Origin of the sequence: Caballeronia fortuita (assembly GCF_001544835.2) — a bacterium.
Classification (GTDB): Bacteria; Pseudomonadota; Gammaproteobacteria; order Burkholderiales; family Burkholderiaceae; genus Caballeronia; species Caballeronia fortuita.
The window spans coordinates 137,519-153,785 of record NZ_FCNX02000011.1 but is presented as its reverse complement, the minus strand read 5'-3'; the positions used below and the strand labels follow the sequence as shown (position 1 = coordinate 153,785).

Here is a 16,267-nt window from a genome sequence, read left to right as displayed (position 1 = left end):
TATACACATTTTAGGCGGGTGGCAAGCACTGTTGATCCCATAGTGGGCGCTCAGAAAAAGGCGGGGACGAGAGCAGGCGGCCAGCCAAACTCACAGCCGGAGAACAAGCGATCCGCAAGGCGTCAAGCCTCGTCGCTCGGGTCGAGCATCTCAAGTCGGAACTGCCATCCTTCGAATGCCAAAAGCATCGCGCCAAGGTCATTCCATTCGATGCGCCGCCCATCGATGATCACGCACGGTTGACTGGCGCCTTCGTCGCCGTTCCATTCGACGCGCCCTCGAACGGTCATGTCGGCGATCTGCAAACGGCCGGCGTCGGCTTGCAGGTGCTTCATGTTTAACGCCCGCTTCATCTTCTGGATCAGTTGCCCCAACAGGGCGAACGGCTCCGAATGGGCTTCACCAAGCGTCTGAAAGCGGCAGCCTGCGGTTTCATCGTCGCCCGTCAGCTCGAATGCCTCGAGGGACAGCTGATCGCCGAGCAACAAACTGCGAAAGTGAAATTCGTGATCATTGCCGCCCGCATCCCGGAGACGCAGCGGTGTAAAGCGCGGATGTTCGAATCCCTGCATGTCAGCGAACTGCGCCATTTCAGTGTTGAAGCACCGGCTGCAGAGCACGCGCCAGGTGCCGTCCGACCCCGCGCTCACGAAGTCGTGCGCCGGCCCAGTCACGCTGCAGCGATCACATCGGGATTGCGTCATAAGAGCACCGACGAGACGGTCCATTCCGAGGACATTGTCGCACTAGCTGCCGACGTTGCACGTGGCGTGAAATGAATGATGAATTTTCGTTGACTGGTTTCTCCAGTCGGCATACGAAAGTTCGATCATGTTAATTATGTCAAATTTCCCCCCGCGGTTTACCGGTCAAACGGTGTCAAGCGCGATGGTTGTTGGCGATCTGTTTCCGCCTGCGGGCGAGCCGAGTTCTTACCTGACTGATGCCGTACTCTGCTTCGACCGCGGTGAAAATGCTAGTGATCGCGCCAGTAAGATCCACGCGCACATTGCCCTCGGCGAGACAAGTCCGATAGCGCTGGTCCTACACCACATCTTGATGCCGTTACTCACGTCTCGCTCGCATGGTTCGATTGACGCCGCCGCGTGGGCAAGCACGTCCTTCAAGGATCCTGACCTTGAGAGGAACCTTCGGTCTCGGACCGCGCGGACGCGCCTGCGGAAATGTCGTCGCAGCGTGGTGACTGCACGCGCGGACGCGTCGGCGGCCGTTCGCGGCGACTTCGTTGGCTGTTTAATTGCTGATGAAACGTCCGCTGACGGCGACGTCAAGCGTGCACCAACCTTTTTGCGGTTCGCGCCTTAGTTCAGTTGCGAGCGCCGCGATCCCGGTTTTTTTCCTCCACGCAGGACACCGCTGCGTGCGCCGGCTGTACTGGGCACTCTTTCCCAACGTTACTGCGGCCGGCGTCGAAAGCCCAGCTTCAGCGCATGTACGACGAGTTCGACCCCACGCGACGATTTTCGGCGACTCGGGTAATAAACGTGATGGCCAGCGAAAGTGGGATACCAATCGTCCAGCACCCAGGCGAGTCGACCCGCCTGGACATGTGGCTCAGCGAGATCCTTAGGCACGTAGGCGAGTCCGAAGCCACAGAGCGCCGCATCGAGCATCTGATAGACGTTGTTGAAGGTGAGTTGTCCCTCGACGCGCACCTGCAGTTCCCGTCGCCCCTTGCTCAATTCCCACGGCAGCAGTGAATCTCGCGTCGGCAGGCGAAGATTGATGCAATTGTGAAGCGTCAGATCTGTTGGTGCTTTGGCCCGCGGCCTCGTTGACAGATAGTCTGGCGAGCCCACGATCGCCATGGTCATATCGGGTGCGATGCGCACCGCGATCATGTCTTTGGCCACCTGGTCGCCGAGTCGTACCCCGATGTCATACCGGTCGGCCACGATATCCGACAAGCCATAGTCGTTCACCAGTTCGATTCTCAGCTCCGGGTACTCGCGAAGAACCGCTTGCACGCGCGGCCAGACATAGGTGTTCGCAGCGTAGTCCGTGGTCGTGATCCGCACCGTTCCTGCCGGCCGGTCAGTCATTGCCCGTAAGGATTCGAGCTCCGCCTCGATTTCTTCCAGTCGTGGGCCGACCGAAGCGATCAGGCGTTCGCCGGCTCCGGTCGGTGAAACGCTACGAGTCGTACGCGTGAGCAGCGGCAGCCCCATGCGCTCCTCCAGGGCCCGCACCGTGCGGCTCAAGGCCGATTGCGACACGCCTAGCTGCGCGGCAGCCCGCGTGAAGCTGCGCTCGCGCGCGACCGCCATGAACGCCACCAGATCGTTGAAATCTTCCATCGATTCATGCTCCACGGCATAAGACCATGCCGAGTTTGCCATCTAGTCGCATGAATGGCGAGGCGGTAAATTAGTATGGTCTGGCATCACGCAAGCAAGCCATCGGCTGAGGAAGGAAGATCATGGAATTGAAGCGCGCGGGCTCGCAGCCCTCAATGAAGGGCCCCGACGAATGGTTTACCGGGATTGTGCGGATCGATCCGTTGAACGCTCCGCCGCCGCCCGCGCGCGTATCGTGCGCAAGCGTCACGTTCGAGCCGGGCGCGCGCACCGCGTGGCACACGCACCCGCTGGGCCAGACGCTCCTCGTCACAGCCGGATGCGGCTGGACGCAATGCCAAGGCGAGCCACGCGTCGAGATTCGCGCGGGCGACGTCATTTGGTGTCCGCCGGGCCACAAGCACTGGCACGGCGCAACGTCGACGACCGCGATGACGCATATCGCCATCCAGGAAGCGCTCGACGGCAAGAACGTCAACTGGCTGGAGAAGGTGACGGACGAGTTGTATCTCGGCACCGGTGAGCAGACGTGATCAGGCTTTCCGCGTCCATCATCGTCACAGCAATGTTCTGCGTGTCACTGGCCGCATCAGCTGTCGCCGATGAGTCTCCCGCCATAACGATCGCGCATGCGGGCTCGCAGCCGTCTGTACCGGGCGGAAATCAGCGCTTCTCCGGACCGGTGCGCATTGAGCCGCTCATCCAATCGGTATCACGTTCGCACCTGTCAGGCGTCATGGTCACGTTCGAACCGGGTGCTCGTACCGCGTGGCACACGCATCCGCTAGGGCAGACATTGATCGTCATGTGGGGAACAGGCTGGATCCGACAGTGGGGACAGGAGCGGCGGGAGATCCTCGCCGGCAACGTAGTCTCGATTTCGGCAGGCGTCAAACATTGGCACGGTGCGACCGCCACCGCGGGCATGACGCATATCGCACTACAGGAGGCGCTCGATGGCAAAAACGTCGATCGGCTGGAACAGGTCACGGATGAGCAATACCGTTATCCGTAACGAGAAAGTCAGCCGCTTGACATGGATGCTTGCGGCGGCAGGAGCGACCGTACTCTTGTCTGCCTGCGTACAACCGCAAAGGACGACAACCATGCAAGACTCCCCTTCCCTCGCCGATCTTAAGGCGGTATCTCCCGCCTTCGAGCGCTATACCACGCAGACCGTGCTCAATGGTCTCTGGAAGCGACCACAACTCTCGCCGCGCGACCGCAGCATGGTGACGCTTTCCGTGCTGATCGCCCGCAGCCAGAGCGTCGAGATGCCTTTTCATATCAGACTCGCGCTCGACAACGGCGTAAAGCCATCGGAAATCTCGGAGATGATCGCACATCTCGCCTTCTATGCCGGGTGGCCCAATGCAACCGCCGCATCAGGTATCGCAAAACTCATCTTCGATGAGCGCGGTATCGGATCGGATCAAGTCGCTCCCGCCGACGTAGCCCCGCTGCCACTAAACGAAGCCGCAGAAAGGCAGCGCGCGCAGATGGTCGAAGAGAGCTTCGGCGCGGTCGCTGCCGGCGTTGTCCAGTACACGACAGATGTGCTCTTTCGCGATCTCTGGCTGCGTCCGGGGTTGGCGCCTCGTGACCGCAGTCTGATCACCGTGAGCGCGCTCGTCGCAAACGGTCAGGTTGCGCAGATTCCCTATCATCTGAACCGCGCCATGGACAACGGGCTCACGAAGGACGAAGCATCCGAAGTACTGACGCAGTTGGCATTCTACGCCGGATGGCCGAACAACTTCTCGGCGATGCCAGTGTTCAAAGACGTGTTCGCAAAACGGGCAACATGACTATCAAGCCGGCTTACAGCGGTCGCGGTCGACACTCCAGAGCCTTGAGGAAAGCTTCACCAAGGGAACGACCATGAAAAGAACGTTAACAGCAAAGTAGTCGTCGTCACTTGCGCAATCAGCGGACGCGGCGCAAAGGCCGCACGATAGGAGCTGTTTTATGGTCGAGTCGCGTTCGACAGACGTTGACGGGCGGTCCGTGCTTGCGACGCTGACGCCGGTGATGACCGCAGTTCTCGCCGGCTTCATCATCATCGGCATAGCGCTTCCTGTACTGCCCTTACACGTGAACGATGATTTGGGCTTCGGTCCATTCGTTGTCGGCCTTGTGGCCGGCGCACAGTTTGCCGCCTCGCTCTTCTCGCGAGTGTGGGCGGGGTCGTTTTCTGATAGACGCGGTGCCAAGCGCGGCGTGCTCGTCGGTCTCGTCGCCGCGTCAGCGGCAGGGCTGCTGTACTTGCTGTCACTCGCTTTCGTGAAGGCGCCAACGCTCTCGATTTCAATTTTGCTTGTCGGCCGCGCGGTTCTGGGCGGGGCGGAGAGCTTCATCATCACCGGTGGCGTCGCCTGGGGGCTCGGGCTCGTCGACAGACATCATGCCGGGAAAGTGATCGCGTGGGTGGGAACAGCGATGTTCGCGGCCATGGCTCTGGGCGGTCCCATTGGGATCCTGCTTTACACGTCATTCGGATTTTTTTCGATCGCCCTATTGACAGCACTGCTGCCCTTGATCGTGCTGGCTTACTTAAACGGCGTGCCCGCGGTTGCGCCGCACCCGCATGGGGCGCACGCCTCTTTCAATTCGATCGTGAAGGCCGTCTGGCTGCCCGGTCTAGGCGCAGCGCTAGCAAGTATCGGTTACTGTGCAATACTGGCCTTCAGTTCGCTATTCTTCACCGAAATGCACTGGCGGCCAGTCTGGATGGCCTTCACCGCCTTTGGCTTTGCACTGATCGTGGCGCGAACGGTCGCGGGCCATCTTCCGGACCGGTTTGGAGGCGCGAGGGTTGCGGCTGTATTCGTCGCTATTCAGGCGACGGGCCTGCTGCTCATGTGGTTGGCCAAGACGACGTTGCTCGCGTCCGTAGGCGCGGCCTTCGCCGGCTTCGGCTATTCACTCGTTTATCCCGGGCTTGGCGTCGAGGCAGTCAGGAGCATATCGCCCAGGCATCGCGGAATGGCGATGGGCCTCTACACCGCCTTTCTGGATGTCGCAATGGCTGCTGGAAGCCCGGCGCTTGGGTGGGTCGGCGGACACGCCAGTCTGCGCGCGATCTTCCTAGTCGCCGCGGTCATCGTTGCCTGCACTGCTGGGGTGGCGATCCAACTGCTACGTCAGCATCGCGTAGCTTGAATTCACAATGCAGCTTGTTAGTGATCCTCAGGTGTTGATGTTCACGCAGAACTGACCCACTAAGGGGCGTAATTTTCATCGAATTTTGACCCACGTGATTGAATGTCCTGCTCAATCTTTGAGCAGGGGATACAAAGGTGATCACGGTGGGCATATTGGCCAAGATCAGGCGGATGTATTTCCGCGAGAAGGTCCCGCTGCGCGAGATTGCGAGGCGTACGGGCCTGTCCCGAAACACGGTGCGCAGCTGGCTGCGGCAGACCGATGCGGTCGAGCCGAAGTATCCGAAGCGCGTCAGCCCAAGCGTCGTGGACGAGTGGGCCGCTCAGCTGACAGGCTGGCTGCGGGCGGACAGTCATCGACCGAAGCGTGACCGGCGCACCGCGCGATTCATGTTCGAGGCGATCCGCGGCGAGGGTTACGCGGGCAGCTACGGCCGCGTCAGCGCGTTTGTGAGGCGCTGGCATGAGGGACAGGCCGACGCGCCGCGCAGAAAGGCCTACGTTCCGCTCGCCTTCGAGCCCGGCGAAGCCTTCCAGTTCGACTGGAGCTGCGAATACGCCTTCGTCGGCGGCCTGCGGCGGCGCCTGGAGGTTGCCCACGTCAAACTGAACGCCAGCCGCGCGTTCTGGCTCGTCGCCTATCCCACCCAGAGTCACGAGATGCTGTTCGACGCGCACGCCCGTGCATTCGCCGCGTTCGGCGGTGTGCCCCGGCGCGGCATCTACGACAACATGAAGACCGCCGTGGACAAGGTCGGTCGCGGCAAGGAGCGTGCGGTTAACGCCCGCTTTGAAGCGATGTGCAGCCACTACCTGTTCGAGCCGGATTTCTGTAACCGGGCGGCAGGCTGGGAGAAAGGCATCGTCGAGAAGAACGTTCAGGACCGCCGACGGCAGATCTGGCACGAAGCAGCGCTACGGCGCTGGGAGACGCTGGAGATCCTGAACGAATGGGTTGCCGGCCAGTGTCGCGAAGCCTGGCACATGCGGCACCCGCAATGGCCCGAGCTGACAGTCGAGGACGTGTTGCAGGACGAGCGCACCCGGCTGATGCCCAATCCACGGCCGTTCGATGGGTATATCGAGCAGACCTTGCGGGTCTCGTCGACCAGCCTGATCCACGTCCAGCGCAACCGCTACAGCGTGCCCACCGAATACACGAACCAGTTGGTAAGCGTGCGCTGCTATCCGGCGTATCTCAGCGTCGTCGCCGACGCCCAGGAGATCGCCCGTCACGAACGCAGCTTCGAGCGGCACATGACCTTTTACGACTGGCGACACTACATCACGCTGGTCGAGCGCAAACCCGGCGCGCTACGCAACGGGGCGCCCTTCATAACGATGCCGCAGCCGCTGCAGCTGTTGCAGCGGCACCTGCTGAAACACCCGGGCGGGGATCGCGTCATGACCCAAGTGCTCTCGGCCGTGCGCGAACATGGGCTTGATGCCGTGCTGCTTGCGGTACAGGCTGCGCTGGATTCAGGGCGTCCAAGTGGCGAGCACGTTCTGAACGTGTTGAGCCGGCTGAAGGCGCCCGTCACGAGTGCCAGTCCCGCCACGACGAAACTCCAGCTCAAGGAAGAGCCGGCGGCCGACGTGAGCCGCTACGAGACGCTACGCGCCAACCCACCGGAGGATCGTCATGTCTAACGACATCATTGCCCAGCTCAAGGGCCTCAAACTGCATGGCATGGCGAGCACCTGGCCGGAGCTGCTGGCACAGGCGCGTCACACTGACTTCGAGCCGGAGCGCTTCATGAAGCAGCTGTTGATGGCGGAGACCGCTGAACGGCAGGTACGCTCGATCGCCTACCAGATGACCGCCGCACGTTTCCCGGCTCACCGCGACCTGAAAGGCTTCGACTTCGCACAGGCACAAGTTGATGAAGCGCTGGTTCGTGAACTCAGCGAACTGTCGTTTCTCGCGAGCGCACACAACGTCGTGTTCATCGGCGGCCCAGGCACCGGCAAGACGCACCTTGCCTCGGCAATCGGAATCGAGGCCGTACAGCGCCACGGCAGGCGTGTGCGTTACTTCTCAACTGTCGAGCTGACCAACGCGCTGGAGCAGGAGAAATCGACCGGCAAACAAGGCCAGATCGCACACAAGCTGATGTACGTCGATCTGGTGATTCTCGATGAACTGGGCTATCTGCCGTTCAGCCAGACCGGTGGTGCATTGTTGTTCCATCTGCTCTCAAAGCTGTACGAGCACACGAGTGTCGCGATCACGACCAATCTCAGCTTCGGCGAATGGGCGACCGTGTTCGGGGATGCAAAGATGACGACAGCGCTGCTGGACCGGGTTACGCATCACTGCCACATCGTCGAGACCGGCAATGAATCGTGGCGCTTCAGGACCAGTTCTGCCAAAGCGAAGGCGACAAGAAAAAAAGCAGCAAAACCGGCTGGAAACGAAGAGTTATCCACACCGGAATAGATGTACTACGCTGTCTCGAGGTGGGTCAAATTTAGATGAAAACGGTGGGTTAAGACTCCGTGAAAATCAACACGAAGGAAAACTCCGCGCGTCGAGCAAAGTGGCAAACGAATGGGCTCCTACGCGCCGATATCGATGGTCCTTTGCCGGCACAAGCTAAACGACGTGTGAGGTCCGCACATGCTGTTTTCCGGAGGCAACCGACCGGCGCCCTCGCCGAGTTCACGCGCTGTATGAATGAGCGGACCATCGTGTTGGTCGATCAATGCAACGACGCGCCCGATCTCGCCGCTGCAGTGCTGCGCGCCAGAAACAGCCGAACGCGTCGAACGCCTTCCGCTCTCGAGCGGGAATGCACCCCTATGCCTCGTCGTCAGCGTAGTAACGTGCCGCGGCGTCGAGCATGCGGCGCCGCTCAGCCGGCACGTAGATCGAGTTCGTCTGCAACGACGCATGACCGAGGATCGCATGTACCACGTCGGTTGGCCTTTCGCGCGCGACGGCGCGCGTCCCGAACGGGTGTCGGAACGCATGAGCCGACGTGTTGGCCAACTGCACTATGTCCTCCGTGCAGAACTCGACCAGTGAGACAGTCTCAGTGCTCAACCGCTGCATCGCTATGCGAACGATCCGGCCCAACGCGTCAACGGTATAGGGCATCTCCACCTCGCCCTTCTTGCTCTTGTGGTCCGCATCATCCGCTGCGTCCGAACGCGCATCATGCCGTCTCGAGCGCCGCGCGCGCCGGGGATCCACGTCGGCGCGATCAAGGGCCCGCTCGCCGCGGCGGCATCAAAGTCGCCGCCCCGGTCCCGCCAATGTGCGCATAGCGCGTCGATGATCGCGCGGCTCACCGGCACGGTGCGTTGCTTGCGACGCTTTCCCACGATCGTCAAGGTCCAGACCGCGCATGCAGCTCGAGCGGCGCCGGTATTCCAATCGGGTGATGCTCTTTGTGCCGCCGCAGCGATGTCGTCGTGGTGGTATCAGTCGATGTGTTTCCGTCGATGCATCGCCCATCACGGCTCTCATCGCCGACGCACGCTGCCCAGACTTCTTGCTTGCGCTGCCGGCGGTCGTCGGGAACGAGATGGCGGTCTCGACCAGTAACTTAATGAGGTCGTCGCGCGGGTCGAGCGGATCAAACTGATCGAGGTTCACAGCGATCACGCGATGCACATCGGAAAACGCAGCCAGTCCGGCGCGCAGGTTCAATCTTGGTCAGTCATCGTGCTTTCCCAGGTTCTGACGCGAGACGCGCCGGGAAGCGTTTAGTTCCTGGAGTTACGCCGTGCAGCGACAGATGCTCCTATTGCGTCTTATGCGGGGCGACGCCGGCACAGTAGCGCGCCACCTCTTCTACCACGCTGCTTTTCGGCCTGGACGTAAATCGTTGTCGTTTGCAGCCACGCATGCCCCAGCACCTTCTGTACGACAGCTACGGGCACCTCGTCCGCGAAGGACTCAGTGGGGAAGGCACATCGGCTATGTCTCCGGAGCGCATGCGCGTTTGCCTGCCTAAGCTGCCGCCGCTCATCGAGGCTCAAGTCGTCCATCGTCACCAGTTCGGTGACCATTTCGACTAATCAGCCGGTTCAGTCCATCCCCGGTGTAAAGCGCCTCATTCGCTGGCTGCCCGTCACCGCTCTGCGCCGCGCGATCTCGCCGGCGTGACGCGTCGGTCCACGGAATGACGATGGGGCAAAGGAGCGGCTCGTTCTGCTTGCCTTCTTCGGTCGCTCCGTCAAAATCTTGCGCCCGATCGAGCCAATGGGCCCGTAGCACGTGAGCGTCGCCGCTCTAACCGGCACCGTGCGTTCCCGCTGCCCTTTGCCAACGACCGTTAGTTCCCAGACGGGACGCTCCAGCGTCTCATACGGTGAAGGGCGCAGATGTTCGCGCCGCGCACTTGCGGCTTCCTCGCGTCGAGGACCGGAATCGCCCATCAATCGAGCCGCCGCGCGTACGGCCCGCCACTGCACGCCGCTTCGACGCTGTTCGTGTCCATGCGCCACTACGCGCCGGACTCGCGCACGTTCGTATTTTTGCGTCCCGTGCTCGGCTCGCGCTTCGGCCCGACCGCGCATCGATTTCAACCCGGAGCTTGCGCCACAGCTCAGCCTGTAAGGTGCGCTCGATCTTGACCGCCCGCTCCCGCTTGATCACAACCGCATCGTTGACGGCCTTCCATGCGTTGCCCGCCAAGTAGCGCACAACGAGCCACCACGCAACGCCAAACGCAGCGCACGCACCGCGTACCGCTGGGAATCGGGTAGGAGCGTCGTCGCCTGCGAAGCCGCCCCGCGCGACTCTGAGGCAAAGGGTCGCCAGCGCGGCGAGATGCCGTTCCCTACTCGTTAAGCAGTCGTACGGTCGGCTCAACAATTGGCCGTCGTGGCCTCCCTTACGCGAATCCCGACCTATCGAAGGGCACTGCGAGCCATGGTCGGTTGCGGACCTAGGGCGTGTACGTCCAGTCCTATCGAATGCGTAAGAAGTGGGTGGCAGCAGCCCTCAGCACTGAATACTTGCCGCCACGGCGCCGTCGTTCGACAACCTTCAATTGACGAAGCAGCGCAATTACTGGAAACGGCTTGCTCATGAAGCAGGCACACGGTACGCTCGGGCGTCGTCGAGAATCGGAGATGAGGATTACCGGGATCCGGGCAAGTTTCGGCTCAGAGAGCATCACACGGATCAATCCTACGCCGTTGAGGCCGGGCATCGCACAGTCTGTCACGACAACGTCCGGTGGTGCAGCTTTCGCAAGCAATAGAGCGTGCTCGCCGTCAGTCGCCGTTCGGACGATATAGCCTTCTGCCGCAATCGCGACGCCGAGCGAGCCCAGCCATCCCATATCGTCGTCGACAAGTAGCACGGAAGCCATCCATTCCTCCCCGTCGCTGAGCGCGGGTTGCGATGCGTGAGTCTTGGACACCGCCTCGACGCAGCCCTGTCTGCGAGCAGTTCATGCTAGCCGGCACCCTGGACCGGTTTATTGCTTTATCTTGCCTGTCGCCTTCGGGTCTGCGCCCTGCCCCGACGCGCCATCCGGCGACATGCCTTTCTCGCGTTGCTGCATCAGGGTTGGAGCGCCTGCGCCGCTTGCCCCGGTTGAGGCAGCCTGAGCTGCCTTGCCCGTCGGCGTGCCGCGTTGAGTCGCTGGCGACGAAGAGTTAGAAGTGTTTTGCGCAACTGCGCTCGCGCTTGCAGCAAAACAGACGACGCTTATCAAAGTTTGGATGCGGTTCATGGCTGCCTCGTAAGTGTTACTTCCGCAGTCTGCGTAAGCATCCAGCGTGCCTCAGTGCGACCTAGCCGAGTTAAATTCAGGACGTACGGGTGTGGCGCAGAGGGCGTGGCGCAGGCAAGTGAGTTTCTGAGCATGAACCGGGAAGCAGTTTGATGTAGTGCGCGGCATTCACTCGTGTAAAAGGCTCCCACCTAATCAACGTATGTGGGGGGCAAATTACGGCCCACGAAAAACGTTTGCCCGCAGCCTGCCTGTACCGCGACTCGACCAATCAGTTCCGAGGGACCTCCACGGGAAGCGAGCGCTTGTGTCGTGTTGCCGTATGGAAGCGGCGTATCGTCGTTAGTACTTGCTCATTGACTTCTTTTCCTTCGAGAAAATCGTCGATGTTTTCGTAACTAATGCCGTAGCTGTCTTCATCGGGTCGCTGGGGCGTGAGCGACTCTAGATCGGCAGTCGGCACCTTCATAACGAGTCGCTCTACGGCCCCCATCGAACGCGCCAGCGCCCGCACGCGTCGCTTGGTAAGGCCCGAAAGCGGCAGTACGTCGGCGCCGCCGTCGCCATACTTCGTAAAGAAGCCCATGAGCGACTCCGCAGCGTGGTCCGTGCCAATCACCACCCCCACGCGCGCCCCTGCGATCGCATACTGCGCAATCATGCGCTCGCGCGCCTTGATGTTGCCTAGGACGAAGTCCCTGTGGAAATCATCCGTGTATTGCGCGCCGGCGCTTTCAAGGGCCGCAAGCATTTCGTCTGCGCTCCCTTTTACATTTACCTCGAAAGTCTCGTCCGGACGCACGAAGTCGAGCGCGAGTCGCGCATCGTCCTCGTCACGCTGCTTGCCGTATGGCAGCCTCACCGCGACAAAATGAGCTTCATATCTGCGGGCTCGTAAACGTTCGACGCTCAGCTGAGCGAGACGGCCCGAAGCGGAGGAATCGACGCCTCCGCTGATGCCCAAGACGAATGTCCGAAGTCCCTGCGAGACCAAATAGTCGCATAAGAAGCCTATTCGCCGCTCTCGTTCAATGTCCACGTCGAAATTCTCTGCTACGCCGAGCTCGCGGATTATCTGCTTTTGCCAGGCTCTCCAGTTGTCCGGATCTTCAGTCATCGCTCTTCCCTCCCTTGTCACGCGACCGTGGGCGCTCGAAGTAATGTTAAATACGCTACAGCGCGTAAAGCGCTGCTGCGCGGCGCACTCCCGCAGCGCACTTCGCTACGCTGTCGTTAAACTTCTTCCTCTCGCGGAAGGTGACGATCTCGCCGCTACGTGCGCGAAGTGAAACACTGCGTGCGTGGCGGTGGGCCGCCGCCGGCGCAGCGTCGGCGACTCGCGTGTCGGACACGCCGACATCAGCACAACATACCTCCGGTTGCAATGCGCCTTGCCTCCACGCGCTACGGCTTCGTTTCTTAGCCCATGAAGCTCCATCGTCTCCTTCCGAACGCCGATCGTCTCACCGTTGCCATTCATACGACGGGTACGCCGCTCGAAACTTTAATGAATCCCACGCGGCGTACACATCGGTTCAGCGACTGAAAATGGTCGGATAACGATAGCGGCTTACTTGCCAACCTCCTCTTGAGAGAGCTCTTGCTTGGCCAACATCGTCAGTTTCTCGTCCGTTGCCTTTTCCTCTTCCAAGGTCTCGAGTAAAAGATTCATGCCCTCCGTATAGCCCAGTTTCTTGGCGAGGGTGGCAAGCGTCCCGTATGCAGCAATCTCATAGTGCTCGACTTTCTGAGCTGCGGCGATTAACGCCGCATCCAAGATGGGACCCTTGTCGATTTCTTCAATTTGCTCTTGTCCCTCTTCGACAAGCCCCTCCATAGCGACGCACTTCACGCGCTTTAGCTTGATTCCAGAGGTCTCGACGACTTGATCGATTCGCTCGACTTGGCCTTGGGTTTCTTCCAAATGGGTCTTGAACGCTGCAGACAATTCCGGGTTAGTGGCCGCCCGGGCGAGTTTGGGCAACGCCTTGGTCAGTTGCTTCTCCGCACTATAGATATCGGAAAGTCCGTGAATGAAAAGATCGTTGAGAGTTGCGACAGCCATGACGATTCTCCTATCGAGGTGGAAAGTAGGGGCGCAAACCATTGCGCAAACGTCGTGCCGCCCGAAAGGGCAGCCGTCGGCAGCCGCTCTACAGGGGTTCGCGATTGTGACCTCCATTGCACGGGGCGAGGGAGGGTCACTCAATCCATGGCTCTATTGCAACTCCAGCGTCTTCCGCGCCCAGCCGCGACTCGGTGCGAGCACGAAGGACGATGGGATCCTTCGATGCAGCAGCGTGCGCTTAAGACCGCAAATACCCGTATATAGGCGCCGCATGAGCCGCGCCATCAGCGTCCACTCGAGACGTCGCACTTCCACGGCTTGAGGCACCGTCCTTGCTGAATGCTGCCAAGCCCATGTACGGATTGCTCGGCGCCTTCTCCGATCACTCGTCGTTCCTCGGTCACAACGCCGGGGAACAGTCGGCTATAGCGAACCCCGTGAGGCCGTCATGAACAGAAATCAACGTCCGGCGCTGGCGAACAAGATAGATTCAACGACGGGCGCGGCAGAATCCTACCCGCTCGAAGATCCGTTCGATGGCGTGATCTGCTTCTCGCATCTGCGCTGGGACTTCGTGTATCAGCGCCCGCAACACCTCATGTCAAGGCTGGCGAGCCGTTATCCGCTGTGGTTTATCGAAGAGCCAATCGATGTTGGCCAAGGAAAGGCTCGCCTCGACATTCGGCGCGGCCGAACAGGGCCGACCGTTGTCGTACCGTGTCTGCCGGCAGGCGCCGCACTAGAACGCGACGCTATCGAGAAATCCCTTATTGACGCACTCGTGTCAGAGATGGGCTTGAAGCGGTATCTGCTCTGGTTTTATACGCCTATGGCACTGCCGTGCGCGCCGTCTCTCGCACCCGTCGCGACCGTCTACGACTGCATGGACGAACTAAGCGCGTTCGTGGGTGCGCCGGCGTCGCTCGAACTTGCCGAGCGCGCCCTGCTTGCGAAAGCTGACCTGGTCTTTGCGGGTGGGCGAAGTCTGTACCAGGCCAAACGAGGGCATCACAGGGCCGTTCACTTATTTCCAAGCAGCGTCGACGTGGCGCATTTTAGACAAGCCCGGAAGGCACTCCCCGAGCCACAGAGCCAGCGGGCGATACCGCGTCCACGTGTCGGCTTTTTCGGGGTGGTTGATGAGCGCTTCGACACGGTTCTGTTGCGCGAGGCAGCTGCAGCGCGGCCTGATATCCATTTCGTGGTGATCGGTCCGGTCGTGAAGATAGACAGCAGCGAATTGCCGCGATGCCCGAACATTCATTATCTTGGCAAGCAAGCGTACGCCGAGCTGCCTGCATTTCTCGCGCACTGGGACATCACCATGATGCCGTTTGCGCTCAACGCATCCACCCGCTTCATCAGTCCGACGAAGACACCGGAATACCTGGCCGGCGGACGTCTCGTTGTGTCGACCGCGGTTCGCGATGTCGTGGACAGGTACGGCAGCAGCCCTGCCGTCTCCATCGCACGAGCATGTGGGGACGCCACCTCGCTCTCGTCATTTTTAGCGGCGCTCGATGAAGCCCTTGAGCGTTCGGCCGACCGGCACTTTGTCGAGCAAGCGGCAGACGCGGCTCTCATGGGGATGAGTTGGGATGACACCTTCGAGCGAATGCACGACGTCGTGTTGCAAGTGTTGGAGCAAGGGCACGAGGTGAATAATGCGCAATGACCTGAGCGGGCGCGAGCCAGCAATCGGGGACAACCGCGGCCCCGGCAGCACTGGCGGCAACGCCGCCTGGGCACATGGCCCAGTCGGCCCGCGATGCGCACGTCGCCAGCCGTTTGACTACCTGGTGGTTGGCGCGGGATTCGCCGGTGCTGTTCTTGCCGAACGCCTCGCCGCCGGACTGGGCAAAACGGTGTTAATCATTGACCGCCGCGACCACATCGGCGGGAACGCTTATGACGAAATTGATGCAGCAGGAATCCGAATACATCGATATGGGCCGCATATCTTTCACACGAACGCACAGCGGATTGTTGACTACCTGTCGAAATTTACCGAATGGCGTCAGTACGAACATCGTGTGAAGGCGCATGTCGACGGCATGCTGGTGCCGATTCCGATCAATCTGACGACTCTGAATATCTTGTATGGGCTCCGCATGACGTCGGTGGAGGCACGCGCCTTCCTTGCCGAACGCGCGGAGGCGCTACCTGAGGTACTCACCTCGGAAGACGTCGTCGTCAGCGCAGTGGGACGCGAGCTGTACGAAAAGTTTTTCCAGGGATACACCCGCAAGCAGTGGGGCATGGACCCGTCGCAGTTAGACAAGTCGGTCACTTCTCGTGTGCCGACGCGTACCGACACGGATGATCGCTATTTTGCCGATACGTTTCAATGCATGCCCGCTGAGGGTTATGAGCCGATGTTCAGAGCCATGCTATCGCATCCTGCGATCACAGTGAGGCTCAACACTGATTTCCGTGAAGCGCGCAACGACTTCCTCTTCAAGCACATTATCTATTCCGGCCCGATCGACGAATATTTCGACTTCTGCTTTGGCAAGTTGCCGTATCGCTCGCTCAGGTTCGTACACGAGACCCTTGACCGACCGCAGCTTCAACCGGTGGCCGTGGTGAACTATCCGGACGAAAATGTCAAATACACGCGCATTACCGAATATAAGCACCTGACGGGCCAGTGTCATCCGAGAACCAGTATCTCCTTTGAATATCCGAGCGCCACCGGCGATCCGTTTTATCCGATCCCGTGCTCGGACAACCAGGCGCTTTACAAGCGCTACGAGGCCCTGGCGGGCCAGACGCCTGGTATCACGTTCGTGGGACGCCTGGGCACTTACCGCTATTACAACATGGACCAGGTTGTTGGACAGGCGCTCGCCGTTTATGCGCGGATTGAGGCCGAATCGCGCTCGGGCGAACGCGCCCCGCCACAGAGCGCAAGTCACAGGGAAGCCATGGCTGACAGCCCACTTCAAACCGCGACGGACATCCCATCACGATGAGACCTGCGCCTGAGTTCAAGTCCTTTTTCTGGGGCGGGTTTGAATGCGC

16 protein-coding genes are annotated in these 16,267 nt (G+C 60.6%); 8 read left to right on the top strand and 8 right to left on the bottom strand.

What is annotated here, in order from left to right:
• Positions 1–122 precede the first annotated feature (122 nt).
• Both AWB77_RS21670 and AWB77_RS21660 read right to left on the bottom strand, forming a co-directional pair.
• Positions 123–728, bottom strand: coding sequence for a DUF7713 domain-containing protein (locus AWB77_RS21670; protein ID WP_244158602.1), 606 nt, complete (start codon positions 726–728; stop codon positions 123–125).
• Positions 729–1,415: 687 nt separating this feature from the next.
• Positions 1,416–2,318, bottom strand: coding sequence for a LysR family transcriptional regulator (locus AWB77_RS21660; RefSeq protein WP_061136586.1), 903 nt, complete (start codon positions 2,316–2,318; stop codon positions 1,416–1,418).
• A 122-nt stretch (positions 2,319–2,440) separates the two neighbouring features.
• Between AWB77_RS21660 and AWB77_RS21655 the strand changes: the two genes are divergently transcribed.
• The 6 genes from AWB77_RS21655 (at position 2,441) to istB (ending at position 7,922) form a co-directional block, all read left to right on the top strand.
• Positions 2,441–2,851 (top strand): (R)-mandelonitrile lyase, encoded by a 411-nt coding sequence (locus AWB77_RS21655; protein WP_061136480.1) that lies wholly within the window; start codon positions 2,441–2,443, stop codon positions 2,849–2,851.
• Between the two features lie 83 nt (positions 2,852–2,934).
• The gene (locus AWB77_RS21650; protein ID WP_208601544.1) at positions 2,935–3,333 is read left to right on the top strand and encodes a (R)-mandelonitrile lyase; all 399 of its coding nucleotides are present in this window, start codon (positions 2,935–2,937) and stop codon (positions 3,331–3,333) included.
• Positions 3,275–4,126, top strand: a complete 852-nt coding sequence (locus tag AWB77_RS21645) for a carboxymuconolactone decarboxylase family protein (RefSeq protein WP_061136479.1) — start codon at positions 3,275–3,277, stop codon at positions 4,124–4,126. Before AWB77_RS21650 ends, AWB77_RS21645 begins: the two co-directional genes overlap by 59 nt.
• A 160-nt stretch (positions 4,127–4,286) precedes the next feature.
• Positions 4,287–5,480 (top strand): MFS transporter, encoded by a 1,194-nt coding sequence (locus AWB77_RS21640; RefSeq protein ID WP_061136478.1) that lies wholly within the window; start codon positions 4,287–4,289, stop codon positions 5,478–5,480.
• A gap of 173 nt (positions 5,481–5,653) precedes the next feature.
• On the top strand, positions 5,654–7,132 hold the full coding sequence (gene istA, locus AWB77_RS21635; RefSeq protein ID WP_374728709.1) for an IS21 family transposase: 1,479 nt from the start codon (positions 5,654–5,656) through the stop codon (positions 7,130–7,132).
• On the top strand, positions 7,125–7,922 hold the full coding sequence (gene istB / locus AWB77_RS21630) for an IS21-like element helper ATPase IstB (RefSeq protein ID WP_061136477.1): 798 nt from the start codon (positions 7,125–7,127) through the stop codon (positions 7,920–7,922). Before istA ends, istB begins: the two co-directional genes overlap by 8 nt.
• 360 nt (positions 7,923–8,282) lie before the next feature.
• Here the strand turns inward: istB and AWB77_RS21625 are convergent, their stop codons facing one another.
• The 6 genes from AWB77_RS21625 to AWB77_RS21610 form a co-directional block, all read right to left on the bottom strand.
• Complete coding sequence (locus tag AWB77_RS21625; protein ID WP_157694864.1) at positions 8,283–8,582, bottom strand: tyrosine-type recombinase/integrase; 300 nt, start codon at positions 8,580–8,582, stop codon at positions 8,283–8,285.
• Between the two features lie 132 nt (positions 8,583–8,714).
• Positions 8,715–9,137, bottom strand: a complete 423-nt coding sequence (locus AWB77_RS35945) for a hypothetical protein (protein ID WP_157694863.1) — start codon at positions 9,135–9,137, stop codon at positions 8,715–8,717.
• A 1,264-nt stretch (positions 9,138–10,401) separates the two neighbouring features.
• Positions 10,402–10,809, bottom strand: coding sequence for a response regulator (locus tag AWB77_RS21620; RefSeq protein ID WP_061136475.1), 408 nt, complete (start codon positions 10,807–10,809; stop codon positions 10,402–10,404).
• A 108-nt stretch (positions 10,810–10,917) separates the two neighbouring features.
• A complete protein-coding gene (locus tag AWB77_RS35940; RefSeq protein ID WP_157694862.1) occupies positions 10,918–11,175 on the bottom strand; it encodes a hypothetical protein in 258 nt (85 codons plus the stop codon).
• Positions 11,176–11,446: 271 nt separating this feature from the next.
• Positions 11,447–12,292: an NAD(+) synthase gene (gene nadE / locus AWB77_RS21615; protein WP_061136583.1), complete on the bottom strand. Its 846-nt coding sequence runs from the start codon at positions 12,290–12,292 to the stop codon at positions 11,447–11,449.
• Positions 12,293–12,745: 453 nt separating this feature from the next.
• On the bottom strand, positions 12,746–13,240 hold the full coding sequence (locus AWB77_RS21610; protein WP_061136582.1) for a YciE/YciF ferroxidase family protein: 495 nt from the start codon (positions 13,238–13,240) through the stop codon (positions 12,746–12,748).
• A 451-nt stretch (positions 13,241–13,691) separates the two neighbouring features.
• On the opposite strand from AWB77_RS21610, the gene AWB77_RS21605 reads away from it, so the two are divergent.
• On the top strand, positions 13,692–14,918 hold the full coding sequence (locus tag AWB77_RS21605) for a glycosyltransferase family protein (protein ID WP_061136474.1): 1,227 nt from the start codon (positions 13,692–13,694) through the stop codon (positions 14,916–14,918).
• Entirely contained in the window at positions 14,908–16,218 is a 1,311-nt protein-coding gene (glf, locus tag AWB77_RS21600) for a UDP-galactopyranose mutase (protein WP_074168924.1), read from the top strand. Before AWB77_RS21605 ends, glf begins: the two co-directional genes overlap by 11 nt.
• The last annotated feature ends 49 nt before the right edge of the window (positions 16,219–16,267 follow it).